General features: G+C 65.1%; 12 protein-coding genes. 5 read left to right on the forward strand and 7 right to left on the reverse strand.

Annotated features, from left to right (window positions below; translation table 11 throughout):
* Window positions 1-91 precede the first annotated feature (91 nt).
* Both gyrB and GRI42_RS10475 read left to right on the forward strand, forming a co-directional pair.
* Window positions 92-2,620: a DNA topoisomerase (ATP-hydrolyzing) subunit B gene (gyrB, locus tag GRI42_RS10470; protein ID WP_160608437.1), complete on the forward strand. Its 2,529-nt coding sequence runs from the start codon at window positions 92-94 to the stop codon at window positions 2,618-2,620.
* 19 nt (window positions 2,621-2,639) lie between these two features.
* Complete coding sequence (locus GRI42_RS10475; RefSeq protein ID WP_160608438.1) at window positions 2,640-3,710, forward strand: AI-2E family transporter; 1,071 nt, start codon at window positions 2,640-2,642, stop codon at window positions 3,708-3,710.
* Here the strand turns inward: GRI42_RS10475 and GRI42_RS10480 are convergent.
* The 4 genes from GRI42_RS10480 to mtnP form a co-directional block, all read right to left on the reverse strand.
* A complete protein-coding gene (locus GRI42_RS10480; protein ID WP_160608439.1) occupies window positions 3,707-4,234 on the reverse strand; it encodes a hypothetical protein in 528 nt (175 codons plus the stop codon). The genes GRI42_RS10475 and GRI42_RS10480 overlap by 4 nt on opposite strands.
* A 49-nt stretch (window positions 4,235-4,283) precedes the next feature.
* Window positions 4,284-7,421: a bifunctional proline dehydrogenase/L-glutamate gamma-semialdehyde dehydrogenase PutA gene (gene putA / locus GRI42_RS10485; RefSeq protein ID WP_160608440.1), complete on the reverse strand. Its 3,138-nt coding sequence runs from the start codon at window positions 7,419-7,421 to the stop codon at window positions 4,284-4,286.
* An 85-nt stretch (window positions 7,422-7,506) separates the two neighbouring features.
* Window positions 7,507-8,991 (reverse strand): glycerol-3-phosphate dehydrogenase, encoded by a 1,485-nt coding sequence (glpD, locus tag GRI42_RS10490; protein ID WP_160608441.1) that lies wholly within the window; start codon window positions 8,989-8,991, stop codon window positions 7,507-7,509.
* Window positions 8,988-9,860, reverse strand: coding sequence for an S-methyl-5'-thioadenosine phosphorylase (mtnP, locus tag GRI42_RS10495; protein WP_160608442.1), 873 nt, complete (start codon window positions 9,858-9,860; stop codon window positions 8,988-8,990). Before mtnP ends, glpD begins: the two co-directional genes overlap by 4 nt.
* 246 nt (window positions 9,861-10,106) lie before the next feature.
* Here mtnP and GRI42_RS10500 point away from each other — a divergent pair, with 246 nt between their 5' ends.
* Window positions 10,107-12,881, forward strand: coding sequence for a phosphoenolpyruvate carboxylase (locus GRI42_RS10500; protein WP_160608443.1), 2,775 nt, complete (start codon window positions 10,107-10,109; stop codon window positions 12,879-12,881).
* Window positions 12,882-12,884: 3 nt separating this feature from the next.
* Here GRI42_RS10500 and GRI42_RS10505 read toward each other — a convergent pair whose 3' ends face one another.
* Complete coding sequence (locus GRI42_RS10505; RefSeq protein WP_160608444.1) at window positions 12,885-14,480, reverse strand: FAD-binding oxidoreductase; 1,596 nt, start codon at window positions 14,478-14,480, stop codon at window positions 12,885-12,887.
* 101 nt (window positions 14,481-14,581) lie between these two features.
* Between GRI42_RS10505 and GRI42_RS10510 the strand changes: the two genes are divergently transcribed.
* Both GRI42_RS10510 and GRI42_RS10515 read left to right on the forward strand, forming a co-directional pair.
* Window positions 14,582-15,979 carry a patatin-like phospholipase family protein gene (locus GRI42_RS10510; protein WP_160608445.1) on the forward strand — a complete coding sequence of 466 codons (1,398 nt, stop codon included), beginning with the start codon at window positions 14,582-14,584 and terminating at the stop codon, window positions 15,977-15,979.
* A gap of 84 nt (window positions 15,980-16,063) precedes the next feature.
* Window positions 16,064-16,420 carry a response regulator gene (locus GRI42_RS10515; protein ID WP_160608446.1) on the forward strand — a complete coding sequence of 119 codons (357 nt, stop codon included), beginning with the start codon at window positions 16,064-16,066 and terminating at the stop codon, window positions 16,418-16,420.
* 6 nt (window positions 16,421-16,426) lie between these two features.
* Here GRI42_RS10515 and GRI42_RS10520 read toward each other — a convergent pair whose 3' ends face one another.
* The gene (locus GRI42_RS10520) at window positions 16,427-19,831 is read right to left on the reverse strand and encodes a chemotaxis protein CheB (RefSeq protein ID WP_160608447.1); all 3,405 of its coding nucleotides are present in this window, start codon (window positions 19,829-19,831) and stop codon (window positions 16,427-16,429) included.
* The gene (locus GRI42_RS10525; RefSeq protein WP_160608448.1) at window positions 19,831-20,406 is read right to left on the reverse strand and encodes a PAS domain-containing protein; all 576 of its coding nucleotides are present in this window, start codon (window positions 20,404-20,406) and stop codon (window positions 19,831-19,833) included. The genes GRI42_RS10520 and GRI42_RS10525 overlap by 1 nt, the downstream gene beginning before the upstream one ends.
* Between the last annotated feature and the right edge of the window lie 41 nt (window positions 20,407-20,447).

The following is a 20,447-nucleotide window of genomic DNA, read 5'->3' on the forward strand; positions in this document are numbered from 1 at the left end:
CTGTTTCGGCCCGCATCCTAGCGCAATTGCCTGTGGAAGAAAGACAGGGCGGCACCTTTCGGTTTTTGCCCCTCGCGCCTATATAATCGGCATGGAAAACGACACCCCGGCAACCCCCGAAAAAAAGCGCCAGAACGGCGAATACGGCGCGGATTCGATCAAGGTCCTCAAGGGCCTCGACGCCGTGCGCAAACGCCCCGGCATGTACATCGGCGACACCGATGACGGATCGGGCCTGCACCACATGGTTTTCGAGGTGTCCGACAACGCCATCGACGAAGCTCTGGCGGGCCACTGCGACCTCGTGCTGATCGAACTCAACCCCGATGGCTCCGTCAGCGTGGAAGACAACGGCCGCGGTATCCCGGTCGACATGCACAAGGAAGAAGGAGTCTCGGCAGCCGAGGTCATCATGACCCAGCTACACGCGGGTGGTAAGTTCGAGAACACCTCGGACGACAATGCCTACAAGGTGTCGGGCGGCCTCCACGGCGTGGGCGTCTCGGTCGTCAACGCGCTGTCGGAATGGCTCGAACTGACCATCTGGCGCGACGGCAAGGAACACTGGATGCGCTTCGAACACGGCGATGCCGTGGAAAGCCTGCGCATCGTGGGCGACGCGCCGCCGGTAAATTCGAACGGCGACGACAACGGCCTCAAAAAGGGCACGCGCGTCACCTTCAAGGCCTCGGAAGAGACCTTCAAGAACGTCATCGAGTTCGATTTCGACAAGCTGGAACACCGCTACCGCGAACTCGCCTTCCTCAATTCGGGCGTGCGCATCCTGCTGCGCGACAAGCGCCACGAGGAAGTGCAGCAGCACGATCTGTTCTACGAAGGCGGCATCGCGGCCTTCGTGAAATGGCTCGACCGCAACAAGCAGGCGCTGGTGTCCGACCCGATCGCGGTGAGCGCGGAGAAGGACGGCATCGGCATCGACGTGGCTCTCGAATGGAACGACAGCTATTACGAGAACGTCCTGTGCTTCACCAACAACATCCCGCAGCGTGACGGCGGCACCCACCTTGCGGCTTTCCGCGCGGCGCTGACCCGCACGCTGAACAATTACGCCACCTCTTCGGGCCTCATGAAGAAGGAAAAGGTGAGCCTGTCGGGCGAGGACATGCGCGAAGGCCTGACCGCCATCGTGTCGGTCAAGCTGCCCGATCCCAAGTTCTCCAGCCAGACCAAGGACAAGCTGGTCTCCTCCGAAGTGCGCCAGCCGCTCGAAAGCCTGATGGGCGAGAAGATGGGCGAATGGCTGGAGGAAAACCCGAACGAGGCGAAGGCCATCGTCCAGAAGGTCATCGATGCCGCCGCCGCCCGCGAAGCCGCGCGCCGCGCCCGCGAGATGAGCCGCAAGGGCGCGATGAGCGTGGCCTCGCTGCCGGGCAAGCTCGCCGACTGCCAGGACCGCAATCCCGAGAACTGCGAACTCTTCCTGGTCGAGGGTGATTCGGCAGGCGGCAGCGCCAAGCAGGGCCGCGACCGCAAGACGCAGGCGATCCTGCCGCTGAAGGGCAAAATCCTGAACGTTGAACGCGCGCGCTTCGACCGGATCATCTCGTCCAAGGAAGTGGGCACGCTGATCCAGGCGATGGGCACGGGCCTGCGCGACGAGTTCAACCTCGAAAAGCTGCGCTACCACAAGATCGTCATCATGACCGACGCAGACGTCGACGGCGCGCATATCCGCACGCTGCTACTGACGTTCTTCCACCGCCAGATGCCGGAAATCGTGAAAGCCGGGCACCTCTTCATCGCGCAACCGCCGCTCTACAAGGTGACGCGCGGCAAGAGCGAGGTCTACCTGAAGGACCAGGCTGCCTACGACCGCTACCTGATCGACCAGGGGCTGTCCGGCCACTATCTCGAAACGCGCGAGGGCACGATCCCTGCAACCGGCATGCACCAGCTGGTCGAACACGGCCTGCGCATGCGCAATCTGTTCGCCTTCGTGCCGCGCAAGTACAAGCCGGAACTGATCGAGGCGATGGCACTGACCGGCGCGCTCGACCCGGCCGGCAACCGCGCCGACGCGCTGACCCGTGCGGCCGCGCACCTGCAGATGGGCGATCCGGAAGCGAAGTGGTCAGCCGAGATCGGCAGCGACGGCATCGTGCGTTTCAGCCGCCTGTGGCGCGGCGTCACCGACGTGCACGAGATCGAGCCGGCCTTCCTCGAAAGCGCCGAGGCGCGCAAGCTGCACCGCGTCGCAGGCGAACACGCCGAGGTCTATGCCGCTCCCATCCGCCTCGTGAAGGGCGAGAGCGACGATGCGGACGCCGTCGATGCCGACAGCGGCGATGATGGCGACAATGAGGCACCCGCTTTTGCCGGCAGCGATGCGATCACCCTGCCCACCCAACTGCTCGACACGGTCATGGCCGCCGGGCGCAAGGGCCAGAAGATCCAGCGCTACAAAGGCCTTGGCGAAATGAACGCCGAGCAGCTGTGGGAGACCACGCTCGATCCCGACAACCGTGCGCTGCTGCAGGTCAAGGTCGAGGATGCCGACGTGACCGACGAGATCTTCACCCGCCTGATGGGCGACGTGGTCGAACCGCGCCGCGAATTCATCCAGGCGAACGCGCTCAACGTCGCCAACCTCGACGTTTAGGCCGGTCGCAGGGGGCGGAATGGAACAGCCGGGCAAGGGTTCGATCGAGGAGGGCGGCTTCCTGCTGTTCCTCGCGCTGGTCACGCTGGCGCTGCTCGTCATCGTCCTGCCGTTTTTCCAGCCGCTGCTGTGGGCAGCGCTGGCGGCGATCATGTTCCAGCCGCTGCTGCGCTGGTTCCTCGCCCGCCTGCCGGGCCGAGACACGCTGGCGACGCTGCTGACGTTGGGCGTCATCTTCGTGGCGGTGATCCTGCCGACCTTCTGGATCGGCAGTGCCGTGGTGGACGAGGCCGCCGGGCTGGTCGTCGCCTTTCAGGAAGGCCGGATCGACGTCAGCATGTGGTTCGACCAGGTGTTCGCCGCCCTGCCTGCCAATATCCAGGCCTCGCTCGAAGCCTCGGGCTGGGGCAATCTCGGCGCGCTGCAGCAGCGTGCACAGGAATTCGCGCAGGCCAGTCTCGGCCTCATCGCGCAGCAGGCGCTGGCCATCGGCGGCAGCGTGTTCGGCTTCGTGTTGGCCCTTGCCATCGGGCTCTACGTGACCTTCTTCCTGCTGCGCGACGGACGTGCGATCGGGGAAAGCGTGCTGGACGCGCTTCCCTTCGAACGCGGCATTGCCGACCGGCTGGCAGCACGGTTCCTCGGCATCGTGCGCGCCACGATTAAGGGTTCGGTCGTCGTCGGCCTCGTGCAGGGCGCGCTGGGCGCAATCACATTCTCGATCGTCGGTATCCCGTCCGTGCTGCTGCTGGGCGTGATCATGGCGATCGCTTCGCTGCTGCCGGCAGTCGGCCCGGCCATCGTCTGGGTGCCGGCCGCAATCTACCTGCTAGCGACCGGCGCGATCTGGCAGGGTATCGTCGTGATTGTGTCCGGCGTCGCGCTGATCGGCATGATCGACAATGTCCTGCGCCCGATCCTCGTGGGCCGCGACACGGGCATTCCGGACTGGCTGATCCTTGTCACCACGCTCGGCGGGATCGCATTGTTCGGGCTATCGGGCATCGTCATCGGACCGCTGGTGGCAGGCCTGTTCCTGGCCGGCTGGGGCATATTGTCGGAACAACGCGCACAGGCCGCAGCGGCCTAGTCGATCACCTTGGCGCGCAGCACCGGGTTCATTTTCGTGATGTGGTTGAGCCATGCCTTGGGCTTGCGCAGCATGTCTTCCGGATAGGCGACCTTCAAACCGAGGATCCGGCCGATCTCGCCTACGAAATGTATGCAGTTGCGCGTGTCGAGATCGTAGAACTTGCCCGGCGCATCGCGCCATTCGGACACCAGCTTGCGCACCTTCCAGTACTGGGCATCATTCATGGTCAGGGTGAAATGGCGGTTGGTCTTGGTCAGCCACTTCTCCTTCTCGGTCATGATGATGTGTTCGACCGGCCCGCGCAGCACGGCAATCGACGCGCGCTTGGCCGAAAAACCGTAGTTCTCCTTGACCGCGGTGCCGTCTTCCAGCGTCCCTTCCATCGAGATGAAAGTATGCGGATAGCGCCCCGCGATCACCGACCCGTTGAAGGAATGGAAGGTGATCTGGACTTCCGCCGCGGCGAGCGAGGACCAGGCAAGCGCGAGCAGGACGAGGAAATGCCGGAGGGTGCGAACCATGGGGGCGGTTTATGCCAGCCCGCCATGGTTTCGCAATGGCTTGTGTCGCTCAGCTCGCCAGCAGGGTGGCGTTGCCGCCTGCCGCGGTCGTGTCGATGCAGACCACCCGTTCGGTCGCGAACCGGGCGACATAGTGCGGACCGCCCGCCTTGGGACCGGTGCCTGACAGGCCCTCTCCTCCGAAGGGCTGGCTTTCCACCACCGCGCCGATCTGGTTGCGGTTGACGTAGAAATTGCCGACCCGCGCCCGCGCTTCGACGAAGGCGCGCGTATCGTCGTTGCGGCTGTGGAGGCCGAGTGTGAGGCCATAACCGGTGGCATTGATTTCCTCGACCACGCGGCCGAGGTCCACCGCCTTGTAGCGCACGACATGCAGTACGGGCCCGAAGTTCTCGCGCTTCAGGTCGAGGATCGAATCCATCTCGATGATGGTGGGCGCGACATAGCAACCGGCACTCGCGCCCTTGTGCAGGCGGCGGCGCCAGACCTGCCGCCCGGCCTTCTTGCGGCGGGCGACATGGCGTTCGAGCGCGGCCTTGGCGTCAGGGTCGATGACCGGGCCGACATCGGTCGCCAGATCTTCCGGATCCCCCACGGTCAGCGCCTCGAACGCGCCGCGGATCATGTGCAGCATGGAATCGTAGACCTCGTCCTGGATGTGCAGGACGCGCAGCGCCGAACAGCGCTGGCCCGCGCTCTGGAAAGCAGAGGCAACGACATCGCGCGTGACCTGTTCAGGCAGCGCGGTGGAATCGACGATCATCGCATTCTGCCCGCCGGTCTCGGCGATGAAGGTCGCGATCGGCCCGTCGCGCGAGGCGAGGCTGCGGTTGATCGCCTGCGCGGTCTGGCTCGAGCCGGTGAAGGCCACGCCAGCGATTCGCGGGTCGGAGGTAATCATCTCGCCCACATCGCCTGCGCCCGGCAGGATCTGGAAGGCTTCTTCCGGAATGCCCGCCTCGTGACACAACCTGACGGCCAGCGCCGCGATCAGCGGGGTCTGTTCGGCAGGCTTGGCGACGACGGCATTGCCCGCTGCCAGCGCCGCTGCGGCCGGGCCGATGAAGATGGCGAGCGGGAAGTTCCATGGGCTGATCGTGGCGAACACGCCGCGCCCTGCCATGGTCAGGCGGTTTTCCTCGCCCGTGGGGCCGGGCAGCGGGATCGGGGCCGAGAACAGGCGCCGCGCCTCGACCGCGTAATAGCGCAGGAAGTCGACCGCCTCGCGCAGTTCGAGCACCGCATCCTGCAAGGTCTTGCCGGCTTCGCGCTGGCACAGCGAGAGGAACTCCTCCGTATGCGCCTCGAACAGGTCGGCTGCCTCTTCCAGGAGCAGGGCACGCTTCTCGCCGCCCAGTGCATTCCAGCCAGGCTGGATATCGAGCGCGCGGGTGATCGCTTCCTCGACCTCGAAGTCGAGCGAATCCCGCCTCGTGCCGACTTCGGCAGTCAGATCGTGCGGCTTGTTGATCGGGGCAACCTCGCCCTCGGCACCCGACACGAAGGTCGGCTCGGCATGCCAGTGGCGGGTGGACAGCGCATTGAGCCGGTCGAGCAGTGGCTCGCGCACCAGCGGATCCGACAAGTCGACCCCGGCCGAGTTCTTGCGGTTGGGGAAAATGTCCTTCGGCAGCGCGATGGCCGGATTGCGATAAGGCTTCAGCGCCTTGAGGTCGGCGCACGGATCGGTGACGAGATCGGCCACCGGCACTTCGGCATCGGCCATGCGGTTGACGAAGCTGCTGTTCGCCCCGTTCTCCAGTAGGCGCCTCACCAGATAGGCGAGTAGGTCCTTGTGCGTGCCGGTCGGTGCATAGATCCGCACGGTGGTGCGCGCGTTGCCCTCAACCTGAGCGAGCGCGTCATAGACGTCCTCGCCCATGCCGTGGAGGCGCTGGAATTCGAACGGCTTGCTGCCTGCCAGCGCCTTGATCGCGCCCACCGTATAGGCGTTGTGCGTGGCAAAGGCGGGATAGATCACGTCGCTTGCCGAAAACAGCGTGTCCGCGCAGGCCAGGTAGCTGACGTCGGTCGCCAGCTTGCGTGTAAAAACCGGAAAATCGGTGAAGCCGCCCACGTGGCTCACCTTGATCTCGGTGTCCCAGTAAGCGCCCTTCACCAGCCGGACGAAGAACTTGCGGTCGTACTTGCGCGCAAGGCGGGCGACCCATTCGCACATCGGCACACCGCGCTTCTGGTAGGCCTGGATGGCGAGGCCGAAGCCTTCGTAGCGGCTGCCGTCGGCGCGCATGAACAGCGCATCATCCTGCGCCAGCGCCTCGATGATATCCATCGACAGCTCCAGCCGGTCGGCTTCCTCGGCATCGATGGTGAAATGGATGTTCGCATCGCGCGCCTTTGCGATCAGCGGGCGCAGCATCGGCACCAGGTCCGCCACGGCCTTCTCGCCGTGGAAGAAGGTGTATTTCGGATGCAACGCCGACAGCTTGACCGAAATGCCGGGGGAGGTCCGGGGATCGCCCGTGCCTTCGCGCGCAAGCCGGTCGATCGCGCGCTCGTAGCTGGCGCGGTAGCGTTTGGCATCATCGAAAGTCATCGCGCCTTCGCCGAGCATGTCGAAGCTGTGGGTCAGCCCCTTGGCGCGTTCGGGTGCGGCTCGCTTGAGCGATTCGTCGATCGTGCGGCCGTATACGAACTGGCCGCCGAGGATGCGCATGGCCTGCAAGGTCGCCTTGCGGATGACCGGTTCGCCCAGCCGCGTGACGGCGTTCTTGAGCGTGCGGCGCATGCCTTTCTGCGCTTCTTCGGGGCGTTCCAGCACCTCGCCGGTCAGCATCAGCGAGAAGGTCGCCGCATTGACGAAGGTGGAGGAGCTTTCGCCGAGATGTTCGGACCAGTCGATATCGCCGATCTTGTCGCGGATCAGCGCGTCGGCGGTGGCGGCATCGGGTACGCGCAGCAGGGCTTCGGCAAGGCACATCAGCGCCACGCCTTCTTCGGTTGCGAGGCCGTACTGCTGGAGGAAAGCGTCGATCCCGCTCGCCTTGCGGCGCCGCGCGCCCTCGATCAGCTTTGCCGCCAGAGCAGCCGCCTCGCCATGCTTCTCGCTCGCCCTTCCGGCCTGGCCGAGACGCTCTGCCACGCAGGCGTTTTCTTCTGCGCGATAGGCCTCGCGCAGCGACTGGCGGGAGATGGGGGAAAGGCGGGCAGGATCGTGCAAGGCCATGCGACTCCGTTGGGCTTGGGTGGACGTGCGCCCCTTGGACCCGCGCGCAGGCGCTTTCAAGCTTTGTGAACCGTGCCTGCGGACCTCAGGCCTGCGCGAACCATTCCGCTACGGCAGGGGCGCTTTCGGCAGGGAGGTGCAGGCCCAGCTTGCTGCGGCGCCACAGCACGTCTTCGGCGCTGCGGGCGTATTCGAAATCACGCAGGTAGCGCAGCTCCGCCTCATAGAGATCGCCGCCGAAATGCTCGCCCAGTTCGCCCAGCGAGGTGGCGGACCCGATCACGCGGTCGAGGCGCGTCCCGTAGGCGCGGGCAAGGCGCAGCAGCATTTCGGGCGGGAGCCAGGGATAGCGCTCGCTCGCGCTCCACAGATAGCGGGCGAAGTCGGCGCGCTCCATGTCGCCGCCGGGCAGGGGTGCGTCTTGCGTCCACAGGCCGGATGGCAGCGGGAGGTGCCGCCCGAGCTTGGCCAGCGCGTGTTCGGCGAGCTTGCGATAGGTGGTGATCTTGCCGCCATAGACCGACAGGATCGGCGCCCCGCCATCGGTTTCCAGCTCGAACACGTAATCGCGCGTGACGGTCGAATTGCTCTTCGAATTGTCCTCGTAGAGCGGGCGGACACCGGCATAGGTGTGGACGATGTCTTCCTCGGTGATCCCGCTCTTGAGGTATTGGGTCGCCGCCTCACGCAGGTAGGCCTTCTCTTCCTCGCTGATCTCAACGCGGTCCAGATCGCCTTCGTAGAGCATGTCGGTCGTGCCGATCAGCGTGAAATCGCGCTCGTAGGGGATGGCGAAGACGATCCGCCCGTCGGCCTGCTGGAAGATGTAGGCATGGTCGCCCGGATAGGCGCGCGGCACGATGATGTGGCTGCCCTTCACCAGCCGCAGATGGGCGGGCGTCCCGCTGCCGAGAGCGCGCTTCGCCACGCGGTCGACGAAGGGGCCGGCGGCATTGACCACGGCCCGCGCCTCTACTTTGCGCTCCCCGTTTTCGTCCACGAGCGTTGCCACCCAGTGGTCGGCATGCCTGTCGAGCGCGGTGCATTCGGTGCGCGTCCAGACCTTCGCGCCGCGTTCCTGCGCGTCCATCGCCGTCAGCACGACAAGGCGCGAATCCTCCACCCAGCAGTCCGAATATTCGAACCCTGCGACCAGGTGTTCCTGCAGGATCGAGCGGTGCGGGGCCTTGCGCAAATCGATCCGGTGCGAGCTGGGCAGCGTCTTCCGCCCGCCCAGCCGGTCATAGAGGAACAGGCCTGCGCGCAGCATCCACTTGGGCCGCATGCCGGGCTCGTGCGGCAGGACGAAGCGCAGCGGCCAGATGATGTGAGGCGCATTGGCAAGCAGCACCTCGCGCTCGCGCAGGCTCTCCGCAACAAGGCGAAATTCGTAATTCTCGAGATAGCGCAGGCCGCCGTGGACCAGCTTGGTGCTGGCCGACGAGGTGTGGGAGGCGAGATCGTCCTTCTCCACCAGCGCCACCGACAGGCCGCGCCCGGCGGCATCGCGCGCGATGCCTGCGCCGTTAATCCCGCCGCCGATGACGAGGAGGTCGAAGCGCTCGCTCATCGGGCGCGGAACAGGCGGCCCGCGACTGCGTCGAGCTTGGCCATCAATTCCTTGTCGTGGTGGGCAGGTGCGGTGATCACCGCATCGTCGAGCGTGCGGTCGATGGGCGAGGGATTGCGCTTTTTCGGCAGGCCCTTGCAGAATGCGACCAGCGCCTTCTTCGCCAGTTCGGAATTCTTCTGCATCTGCGCAACGATCTCCGCCACGTCGACGGTCGCCTCGTTATCACGCCAGCTGTCCCAGTCGGTCACCATGGCGAGCAGGGCATAGGGTAGCTCCGCCTCGCGGGCGAGCTTGGCCTCGGGCATGCCGGTCATGCCGATCACTTCGGCGCCCCAGTGGCGGTAGAGCTTGCTTTCCGCGCGGGTGGAAAACTGCGGGCCTTCCATGGCGAGATAGGTCGCGCCCTGCGTCACATCGCCGCCGGCCTTTTCGACCGCCTTGGCAATGTGCTTCGACAGGCGGGGGCAGACCGGGTCGCCGAAGGGCACATGGGCGACGAAGCCGTTGTCGAAGAAGGTGGACGGGCGGCCCTTGGTATTGTCGATGAACTGGTCGACCGTGACGAAGCGGCCCGGCGGCAGGTCTTCCGCCAGCGATCCGACCGCACTGATGGCGAGGAGATCGGTACAGCCTGCGCGCTTCAGTGCATCGATATTGGCGCGCGCCTCGATCTTCGAAGGGATGATCGGATGCCCGCGCCCGTGCCGCGGCAGGAAGCGCACCCGCACATGGCCGATCGTGCCGCACAGGATCTGGTCGGACGGCTCGCCCCAGGGCGAGTTCACCTCGATCCACTGCGCATCCTCGAGCTCGTCGATTGCATAAAGGCCCGATCCGCCGATGATGCCGATGGTCCAGTCGCTCATGATAAAATCCCGTTTCCTGCCCCAGAGGCCACGCATCGCCCGCAAGCCGTGACAGGAAGGTTGGCGCTTGCGGTTAACGTGCCGGAATGGGTGGAGAATGACGCGGCAGGTGTAAAGGGCGAAGCACCCGCTTGGCACATCTGCGCGAACGCAAACCTATTCATGCCGCCATTTGCCGCCTTCGCTTGACTCGGGAACCGCTTTGCCGCGCATTCGTGAGTTGAAAGACGACAGGAGAATTCGCGTTTGACCGACCTTGCCCCGCTATCCTTCGACCGGCTGGCCGACCGCCTGCGCGAATTGCACGTGCGCACGCAGGAAACGCCGCTGTTCAACCCGGTCTTCCAGCTGGCGCACGATATCTCGCGCACTCTGGAAGCGGGCGACGTGTCGCTGGAGGACGTGGCGCAGCTGGTGGGCGAGCTCGAGGCGGAATCGCTCGGTGCACGGGCCGAACGGCTGCGCTGTCTCGTCACGCCCGACGCTGCGGCGAGCAGGCTCGACGGCTTTTGCAGCGACTCCGGCAGTTTCGAGGATTTCGCGGCGTACTGGGCCAATCCGCAGCTGCACGTCGTCTTTACTGCGCACCCGACCTTCCTGCTCTCGCCCGGCCAGACCCGCGCGGTGGCGCAGGCGGCAAGCACGGGCCGGACCATCGAGGCAGCGGACGGGACGCGCACCGCGATCACGCTCGACTATGAACATGGCGAAGCGATGCAGGCGCTCGCCCATGCGCAGAATGCGCGCGACCGGCTCGTATCCTCGCTGCTGTCCTGCGCAGCGAAGAAGTGGCCGGACCGCTGGCGCGAGCTCGAGCCGCTGCCGTTCCGTTTCGCCAGCTGGGTCGGCTACGACATGGACGGGCGCACCGACATCAAGTGGTATACCTCGATCCGTTTCCGCCTGGCCGAAAAGGCCGAGCGGCTCGGTCGCTATGCCGACAGCCTTGCCGCGATCGATGCAGGCCACGGCCTGGTCGGCAAGCTGCGCGCAGCCCAGACGCATACCGAGCGCAGCGCAGCGGATTTCGCCGGCGATCTCGGCAAGCCGGCGGACCTGTCTGCCGCCGCCAACCGCCTGACCGCGGGCGACCCCGACAAGCTGCTGAGCCTTGCGCCGGTCATCGCGCAGCTCGAGGAGGAAGCCGCAGGGGCGGATGGCGACGAGGCCGTCGCATTGAAGACGCTGGCCGCCGCGATGCGCGCCGATGGCCTTGGCATGGGGAATATCCATTTCCGCGTGAACGCCAAGCAGCTCCACAACGCCATCCGCACGCGGATCGAGAATGGCGAGGAGCTGGATATCGGCAGCCAGGGCGCGCTGGGTGCCCTGCGCGACCTGCTGGCGGAGGCAAAGCCGCTGTCGGCCAATTTTGCCTCGCTCGCGATCGAAAGCTCGACCGCGGTGCGCCAGTTCCTCGCCATGGCGCAGATCCTCAAGCATGTGGACGCCGATGCACCGATCCGCATGCTGGTCGCCGAATGCGAACAGCCCGCGACCGTGCTGTCGGCGCTCTACTTCGCGCGCCTGTTCGGGATCGAGGACAAGGTCGATGTCTCGCCCCTGTTCGAGACGGAAAGCGCTCTGGAACATGGCGGCCGCTTCCTCGACGCGCTGCTCGCGGAAGAGGACTACCGCGCCTACGCAAGGAAACGCGGACGCGTGGCCATCCAGACCGGCTTTTCCGATGCCGGCCGGTTCGTCGGGCAGATCCCGGCCAGCCTCGCGATCGAGCGCCTGCAGGGCCGCCTCGCCGAAGCAATGGCCGCGAACGGGCTAACCGATGTCGCCGCATTGGTGTTCAACACGCATGGCGAAGGCATGGGCCGCGGCGCGCATCCCGCGAGCTTCAAAGACCGCCTCGAATGGCCGCTCAGCCCATGGGCGCGCCGCCGTTTCGCCCGCGCAGGCATCCGCATCGAACCCGAGGCGAGCTTCCAGGGGGGCGATGGCTACCTGTTCTTCTCGACGCCCGAATTGGCGCTTGCGACGCTGTCGGAGATTGCCGAGCGGGCTCCTGCGACCGGCGATCTCGAAGCTCCGGCGGACGCCTTTTACCGCCGCACCGATCTCAGCCTCGATTTCTACCGCGCGATCAAAGACCACCAGCAGGAACACCTTGAGAGCCGGACCTACAGCCGCGCGATCACGGCCTTCGGCCTTGGCCTGCTCAACACGACCGGCAGCCGCGTTTCGCGCCGCCAGAGCGACATCAATGCCGACCGCGAGATGAGCCTGCGCCAGATCCGCGCCATCCCGCATAACGCGATCCTCCAGCAGCTGGGCTATCCGGTGAACATCATCGCCGGCATCGGCAGCGCGGCGGAAAGTAATTACGAGGATATTGCCGAACTGCTGCGCGAAAGCCCGCGCGGACGGCAGATCATGCGACTGGTGCGCGCCTCCAACGCGCTGGCCAGCATCAAGACGGTCGCCGCCTATGGCGAACTGTTCAATTCCGCATACTGGGCCAGCCGCCCCTATCGCGGCACGGAAGACCACCTCGCCCGCGCCTGCGAGACGCTGGCGGAGTATCTCATCCAGGACGACCGCAACGGCGTCTTCCGCCGCCTTGCCTCGCGCCTGAGGGTCGATGCGCTGAAACTGCACCGCCTGTTCGACCTCGTCCCCGACGAGGAGCCGCATCCCGAACGCGAAGGCGTGCGCCGGACCATCGGCGTGCTGCAATCGCTGCGCCTTGCGCTGATGCAGCACATGTTCCTGAAAGTCGTCTCGGTGCCGGTCTTCAGCCGCGCCAACGACATCAGCCGGACCGACGTGCTGGAGATGGTCTTCACCCTGCGGGTGGACGAGGCCCTCGCCCAGCTACGCCGCGCCTATCCCACCAGCTTTCCGCAAAAGAGCGACTTCGCGATGGACGAGGGCGGTGAATATCCGCGCGGCGCGGGCGAAGGCTACGATGCGATCCGCACGAATTACATCGACCCGATCGAGCAGGCGCACGGCCTCTCGCTGCGCATTTCGACCGCGATCGCCAACCTGTTCGGCGCGCACGGCTGATAGTCAGGCAAGGCCCCAGCGTTCAAGCGCAGGGGAGATGAACACCTCCGCGTCGGTGCCGAGCAATTCTGTGCGCGCGGCGCGATAGGCGGCAACGCCGGGTCCGTACTGCGCAGCGATAGCGCTTGCATCCATCTGCGCATCCTTGCCCCAGTGCATGGAGAAGGGGATGCCCGCCTTGCCGAGCAGGTACTGGAGGCGCTGCGCCGCCACATGGGCATCGGTGCCGAGCGGGAAATTCTTGGGCAGGCCGTCGATATTGATGATGGCATTGTCCTCGAACCGCAGGAAGCCTATCGCCGCCGGGCTCTTCTTCGCAAAGCGCACGGTATAGACGAAGTCCTTGCTGAAATGGCGGATGTTCTCTTCGGTCCCGGCTGCCATTTCGCGCGCGATCTTCAGCGCTTCGGGCAAGCGATCGAGCGGCAAGGCGAAAGCCGCATTGTAAACGTCGACCCGCAGGCCGAAGAGGCGGTGCGGTTTCCATTCGGCCGTCAGCTGGGACAGCGTGCGCGGCACGTCGCGCTCGTCGCAGGCGTGTTCCTTGAAATCTTCGAACAGCATGCCCGGCACATCGATCAGGTCGCGCAGCTTGGCCTCGATCATGAAGTGCGCAAGCGGGTTCTCGCTCGCTTCCTTCAGTCCCTTGGCCGCGCGCTCGCCCAGCGCCTCGAAGCCGGTGCGGCTGACCGGTTCCGCATCGAGTGCGGGCTTGGCATCGGCATCGATCCTGAGCCAGATCGTCTCGAGCACCTCGTGCCCGTCCTTGGCGAAGGGGTCGAAGGTGAGCTCGTAGTAATGCGGCACGCGGCCTTCCGCGATGTCGCCCATGGCTTCGGCAAAGCGCCCCTGCGCGACTAGCGCGCCCCAATCGGCGGGCAGGCGGCGGGCGCGCTTGACGAGGCCGCAGTAGAACTCGTCCACCGCCTCGAGGAGATAGGCGGAGACGAAGCCCATGCCGCCCAAGTGGACCTGCACCGCAGCGAAGTGCGCCGGATCGCCGAGGCTGGCGAACTGCGCCACCCATTCGTCCCGCAATACCGGCCGCGCAGGATCGGCCAGCCACACCGCCTCGCCCGTTCCCGTCGAGAGCAAGACAGCGCGCACATGACCCTCGCAGCCCGTCTCGCCCAGCGTCGAGCCGTGCGATCCGGTGCCCGCCAGCCCGGCTATGCTCTGTCCCTTGTGCGAGCCTGCCGTGCGCAGCGACAGGTCGCGGCCGGGCTTGCCGAGCCAGTCCATCAGGCGGAAAATCTTGGTCCCGCCGGTGACGATGACATAGCGCTGGCGCCCCTCGACCCCGTCGCGGAAAGCGCTGTCCGGAACTGGCCAGATGCCGTGATCCTCGTCGGTTTCGACGTGACTGGAGAAGCCGTGGAAGACCTTGCTCTGCGACCAGCCGGAGCCGGTCACGCACAATTCGCGGTCACGCTCCGCCTCGTAGGCGATGAGGTCGCCCATCACCGCGCGCCGCTGGCGCAGGGCGTCGACCAAGTCCTGCTCGCCGTCCTGGTGGATTTCCACGGTGCGGCGCATGAAAGTGGCGATCGAGCGGTGCTCGTTCAGCCACGGTCCGCCGCCCTTGCGTTCGATGCGCATCGCTTGCCCCCTCCCAATGTCGGCCCTCTCCAATAGAGTTGTAACCCGCGGGCCTATTGGTAAAAACCGACCGCGCGGGCCAGCCAAGGGGGGATGTGCCGATGCTGGAAAATCTTGTCTACCTCGTCATCGGCTTCTGCCTGCCCTTCGTCATCTTCTTCGTCGGCCGCAAGCTCCTGAACTGGGGCGCGCACGATGTGCCCTGCTCGCACTTCCACGACCACGTCCACGATGCCGCCCCCAGCCGCTTCGTGCGCGATATCCAGCGCGATGCGCCCGTCTCGCACGACCATCTGTTCGACGAGAACGACCACGAACCCGACCCGCTGGGCCGCGAGTTGGAAAAGCTGGTCGAAGAATGCGCGCTGCACGGCCATTCGGCCGGCGAGCTGAAGCTGGCGCACGATCCGGCCAAGCCCGAAAAAGCACATGGCGAGAAAGTCCTGATGCTGTCGGGCGGCGGGCAATGGGGCGCTTACGGTGCAGGCCTGTTCCGCACGCTGCACGATGCCAGCGGCAACGACCTCGCCATGCGCGGGGTGCGTATCATCACCGGCATTTCGACCGGATCGCTGCAGACCCTGCTGCTGATGGTGGCGCTCGACGAAAAGGCTCGGCCCGAGACGCGCCGCTACGCGATGGAACGGCTCGAATGGGGCTATTCGCCGAAAAAGGAGAGCGAGGTCGTCCTCAACACAGGCCTCAAGATGCTCCCCTTTCGCGGCGCCCAGGCCGGGACCACGCCGCTGCGCCGCCGGATCCGCGACGCGATCTACGAGAACGGCGACGGTACGCTGCTCGATGCGCTGCGCCAGTCGAGCATCGCGGGCTATATCGGCTTCGTCGAGGCGAATTGCGGCCAGTTCCACTATGTCGACGTGCGCGGCCTCGTCCGCGACGAGCCGGACAACGAGAGGGCAGTCGATGCCCTGTGCGCAGCAGCCATGGCCTCCTCCGCCATGCCGGTGTTTCACCAGCAGTTGCGCGTCACCGGGTCGAGCAAGGGATCACGCGTGCTGTACGATGGCGGGGTGCGCCGCTCGGTCTTCTTCGAACGCTCGATGGAGCGGATGCACGACCACGTGTGCAAGCACGCCGGCCTGCCCGAAGACCATCACCCGGCAGGTGCGGACCGTGCCGCGGTCACGCCCGCCTTCTTCGTGGTGCGCAACGGGCCGACCGTGCGCATCGCCGACCCCGACCTCGACAGCAAGGACGACCCCATCCTCAACGGCAAGCGCGGCTACGACCTGCTCGTCAACGAAAGCGAGGTCGGTGCGATCGCGGGCCTGCGCCTGCTCAATCCTTATGGCGACATCTACGTCACCACGGCGGACCAGTGGGACAGCTTCGAATGCACCTGCCCCGAGGCGGACTGCAAGAAGGAGGGGGAGATGTTCAAGCCCGGCTTCATGGCCTGCCTGCGCGATCTGGGCCGGCACAAGGCGCAGCGCAGTGGCGGCCCGTGGTGGCCGCTCAGCCCGATCGACGCACGCTAGGAACGGCGCGCAGATTCTTCGCTTCGGTGCGAAACCAAATGGCGATTGGCGAATTCCTCCTTTCAAGAAGGGGAAGTTTCACTCGTGTCGCCATGCAGCAAGGTCCTGATCGTCGATGACGAGGCATTGATTGCCTTCGATTTCGAGATGACTCTGGAATCGGCAGGCTATGACGTGATGGGCCCCGCGACTTCGCTCGACGAGGCATTCTCCATGGTCGGCAACGAAATGCCGCGTGCTGCCATCCTCGACATTGATGTGAACCAGAACCCGGTCTGGCCTCTGGCCCGCCAGCTGCGCAGCAACGGCACCTATATCGTCTTCGTCAGCGCCAATCTGCACCACGAGGAACTGCGCAGCGAATTCGAGCAGGAAAAGCGGCTCGACAAGCCGGTCAGCGGCAAGGACCTGCTTGCCGCCCTGCGCCCCGCCTTCGCCTGAAGCCGCTTAGCTGTCGATCGGGAAGGTCAGGGTGCGCCGGTAGCCAGTATCGACCACCTCACCAGAAATCGTCCCCGATAGCTGGCGGGCCGTAACCTCGAGCAGGCGCGTGCCGAAACCAACGCCGGTGTCGTTCTCTGACACCACGCTGCTCTCTTCCCAGTCGATCCGCAGATTCTCGCCATCCCGTTCCCAGCGGACGTGAACCGCCCCGTCCTGGTCCCGCAACCCGCCATGCTTGGCCGCATTGGTCGCCCATTCGTGCAGGATGAGCGCCAGCGAAGTGAGCTTGGAAGTGGGCACTTCCACGTCCGGACCCTCGAAACCCATTTCCTGTTGGTTATGGGAGGGCGCCAGCACCGTATCGAGCAGTTCGCGCAAGGTAACCGACGGCCCGTCCGTCTGCCGCGAAGTCAGCGAATGCGACCGGCCGAGCGCATGGATCCGGTCGCGCAGGTCTTCGGCGAAACTGTCGAGATCGGTCGCCTCGCGGCGCGAGATCGACACCATGGCTGCGATGATCGCAAACAGGTTCTTCACGCGGTGGTTCATTTCGCGCAGCAGGATTTCGCGCTGGGCCAGCGTCTCGCGCTCGCTGGTGATATCGTAGGTGACGCCTATGAACTTGGCGCCCTCGCTGCTCATGATGCGGCGGCCAAGTCCGTGCAGGTAGCGGGTGCCACCGTCCTTCAGCGGAAGGGCGAAGACCTCGTCGTAATCGCTCTCGCCGTCCATCGCGCGGCGAAGCGCATTGTTGACCCGGTCGCGGTCCTCCGACGGCAGGCGGGCAAGGATCGGCTCCATGGTGTTGCCCTCGTCCTCGTCGAGATCGAGCAGCTCGCGCTCGGTCTTGTCGAGAACGGTCTTGTCCGAGGTAGGCTCGTATTCCCACACGCCGATCTTTGCGACTTCCAGCGCGAGGCGCAGGCGTTCGCGTTCCTCGCGCAGGTTCTGTTCCATCGACAGGGCTTCGGTCACATCGGTGAAAACTAGGGTGGCGCCATCGATGGCCCCGTCGATCTGGCGATAAGGGATGGCCCTGATGATATATTCGCGCGAACCGTCCTTCGACGACGCACGGTATTCTTCGGTCAGCCCTTGCTCTGCCGCAGCGCGGGTGAGCGCGACGAAATTGTCTTCGGCCAGACTTTTGGGCAACTGATCGATTGGGCGACCCAGATCGCGTTCGTCGATCCCGAATATCGCTTTCACTGCATCGGTGAAGCTGCGCAGATTGAGTTTCTCGTCCACCACCAGGACCATCAGCTGCGTGGAATCGACGAAATTCTTGAGGTCGGCGTTAGCGACGGTGACCTGGTCGACCTTGGTCTTCAGCTCGTCATTGACCGTAGTCAGCTCCTCATTGGTGGACTGGAGCTCCTCGTTCATCGACATCATTTCTTCGTTGGAGCTCTTCAGCTCCTCGTTGGTCGTTTCGAGCTCCTCGACCGTCGAGCGCAGGCGATGGCGCGTGGCTTGCAGCTCTTCCTCGAGGAACTGCAGCTGGCCGTCGCCGACCTCGAATTCGTCCAGCTCCTCGTCCGTGAACGGTTCCAGCGCACCGGTCTCGCGGATGACGATCAGGTAGCCGCCCGGCGCCACCGGTTCCACCAGCACCGATGCGGTAATCCGCCCGAATTCGGTACTGATCGCAAGGTCCCGCTTGATGATCCGGCCTTGCCCCTCCGACACCTGGCGCAACATCGGGCCGATGATTTCGCGCAGGCCCGGCCGGGCGAGCGTGGGAACGTGCACCGTGCGTTCGAGCCGGTCGGGGAATTCGAGATAGCGTCCGGCCGCTCCCCATTTCTGCAGCAGCGTGCCTTCGCCATCGACCAGGAAGGTTACCGGCGCATAGCGTTCGGCGATGCGCCGCAGCGCCGCCACTTCGGCCGAGCCCGACTGGATCGCGGTGCCACCTGCCATGCTGCTTTCGCGGCGGCGGACATAAGTCGGGGACTGGCCCCGCCCCATCTGCAAATTATAGTTGCTCTTGACGTTCCTGCGCCGGAACAGCCGCGCTCCCTGGTTGAGCGTTTCGAACAGGTCCTCGAACCGGCCGATACCTTCCGATGTCCCGAGGAAGAGGTAGCCGCTGTCGCGCAGGGAAAAATGGAACAGCGGCAGGACGTGCCGCTGCAGGTCCTCGTCGAAATAGATGAGGAGGTTGCGGCAGGAAATGAGGTCCACCTTGGAGAAGGGCGGATCGCGCACGACGTTGTGCAGGCTGAAGCGGACCAGGTCGCGGATTTGCGGTGTGACGGAAAAGGTGTCCGTTCCGCCGATGACATAGCGGTGCTGGTACTCGTTCGGAATGTCGACCAGCGCGGACACCGGATAAGTCGCACTGCGCGCGATATCGAGCATCTTGTCGTCGATATCGGTGGCGAAGATCTGCAGGTAGGGGCGCTTCTCGTACCGTCGCATCGCTTCGGCAAAAAGCATGGCGATCGAATAGGCTTCCTCGCCGCTGGAACAGCCCGGCACCCAGACACGCAGTTCCTGCCCGTCGCGCGACTTGCGCACCAGTTCGGAAATCACGAGTGCGTTGAGCGCCTCGAAATCGTTCGCATCGCGGAAGAACTGCGTGACGTTGATCAGCAGGTCCTGGAACAGCGCCTGGCATTCATCGTCGTCGCTGCGCATCCGGGCGATGTATTGCCCCGCATCCTCGATCGAGAGGACCTGCATCCGGCGTGCCACGCGGCGCACCAGTGTCGAGCGCTTGTAGCGCGAAAAGTCATGCCCGACGGTTTCGCGCAGCACCTCGCACAATTCGTCCAGCCGGTCGGCGACTTCCTGGGCCTCGTCCTCCAGCCCGTCGTGCGAATGCCGGGAGAAGAATTCCCAGATGGCCCCGATCATGTCGGATGGCGGTGCGACGATATCGACGAGGCCGGTACCGATGGCCGAGACTGGCATCCCGTCATAGCGCGCCGTGTCCGGCTGCTGCGCCACGGCCAGGCCGCCATTTTCCTTGATAGCGCGCAGGCCGCGGCTGCCGTCGGCGCCCGTCCCCGAGAGGATGACGCATGCGGCCTTGTGCTGCCGATCCTGGGCGAGGCTGTCGAAGAAATCGTCGATCGGGCGGCGCTGGCCGCGGGGGTCGGCGAACTCGGTCAGCTCCAGCGTGTTGTCATGGATAGCAAGCCCGTGCGCAGGCGGGATCACGTAAATGTGATCGGGTTCGAGCGCTTCGCCGCCTTCCGCCTGCGTCACTTTCATCTCGGTGTAGCGTTCGAGCAGCTGCGCCATCAGCGATTCGTGGGTCGGATCGAGATGCTGGACGACAACGAAAGACATGCCGGTATCGCCGCTATTTCCGGCGAAGAGTTCGCGAATGGCCTCGAGCCCGCCTGCTGATGCGCCGATGGCGACGACCGGGGGCAGGCTGTCTTTCTCTTCGCTCATCAGTCCCCCTTCAGCCCCGACATCCGCAGTTTCGCGATGATCGAGTGGCTCGATGCCAGCTGCTCGTAAGTACCGAGCATGACGATCCCCATCTCGCCGGCAATCGAACCGAGCTGGCGGATATCCTGTTTCAGCGCCGTTTCGTAGATTTGCAGGGCTTCTTCGCCGTGCCTTCTGATTTCGAACTGCGACCCGAATATGTAAGCGATTTCATTCCTGTATTGCAACTTGGTCATGTAGACGAGGTTGAGAAAGGGCGAACCGTCGGCCCTGACATTGGGCACGAGGAACTTGCCGTCCTCTATTCTGTCATTGGCGATGAAATCGCGCATCCGCTGGCGAACCGGACCGGCCCCGCCTGGCGGCTGCAGGAAGCGGCAATTGCGTCCGAGGCACAGCTCCGGCGCATACTGGGTTACCTGGCAGAAGGCTTCGTTGACCCCGATGAGCGGCGCGTCGGGCAGGCGCACGTCGGCCAGCGTCAGCGGCACCTTGCTGCGCTGCATCAGGTCACCGAACCCGGGCGCGGGTTCGCTGTCTTCCTTCCACCAGTACATAGAGCCCGACTCGCTCACTCCCCCTTGGCCCTGAAGCCTATGCAAGGCCCCGCGAATTC

Origin of the sequence: Qipengyuania gaetbuli, assembly GCF_009827315.1 — a bacterium.
Lineage (GTDB): Bacteria > Pseudomonadota > Alphaproteobacteria > Sphingomonadales > Sphingomonadaceae > Qipengyuania > Qipengyuania gaetbuli.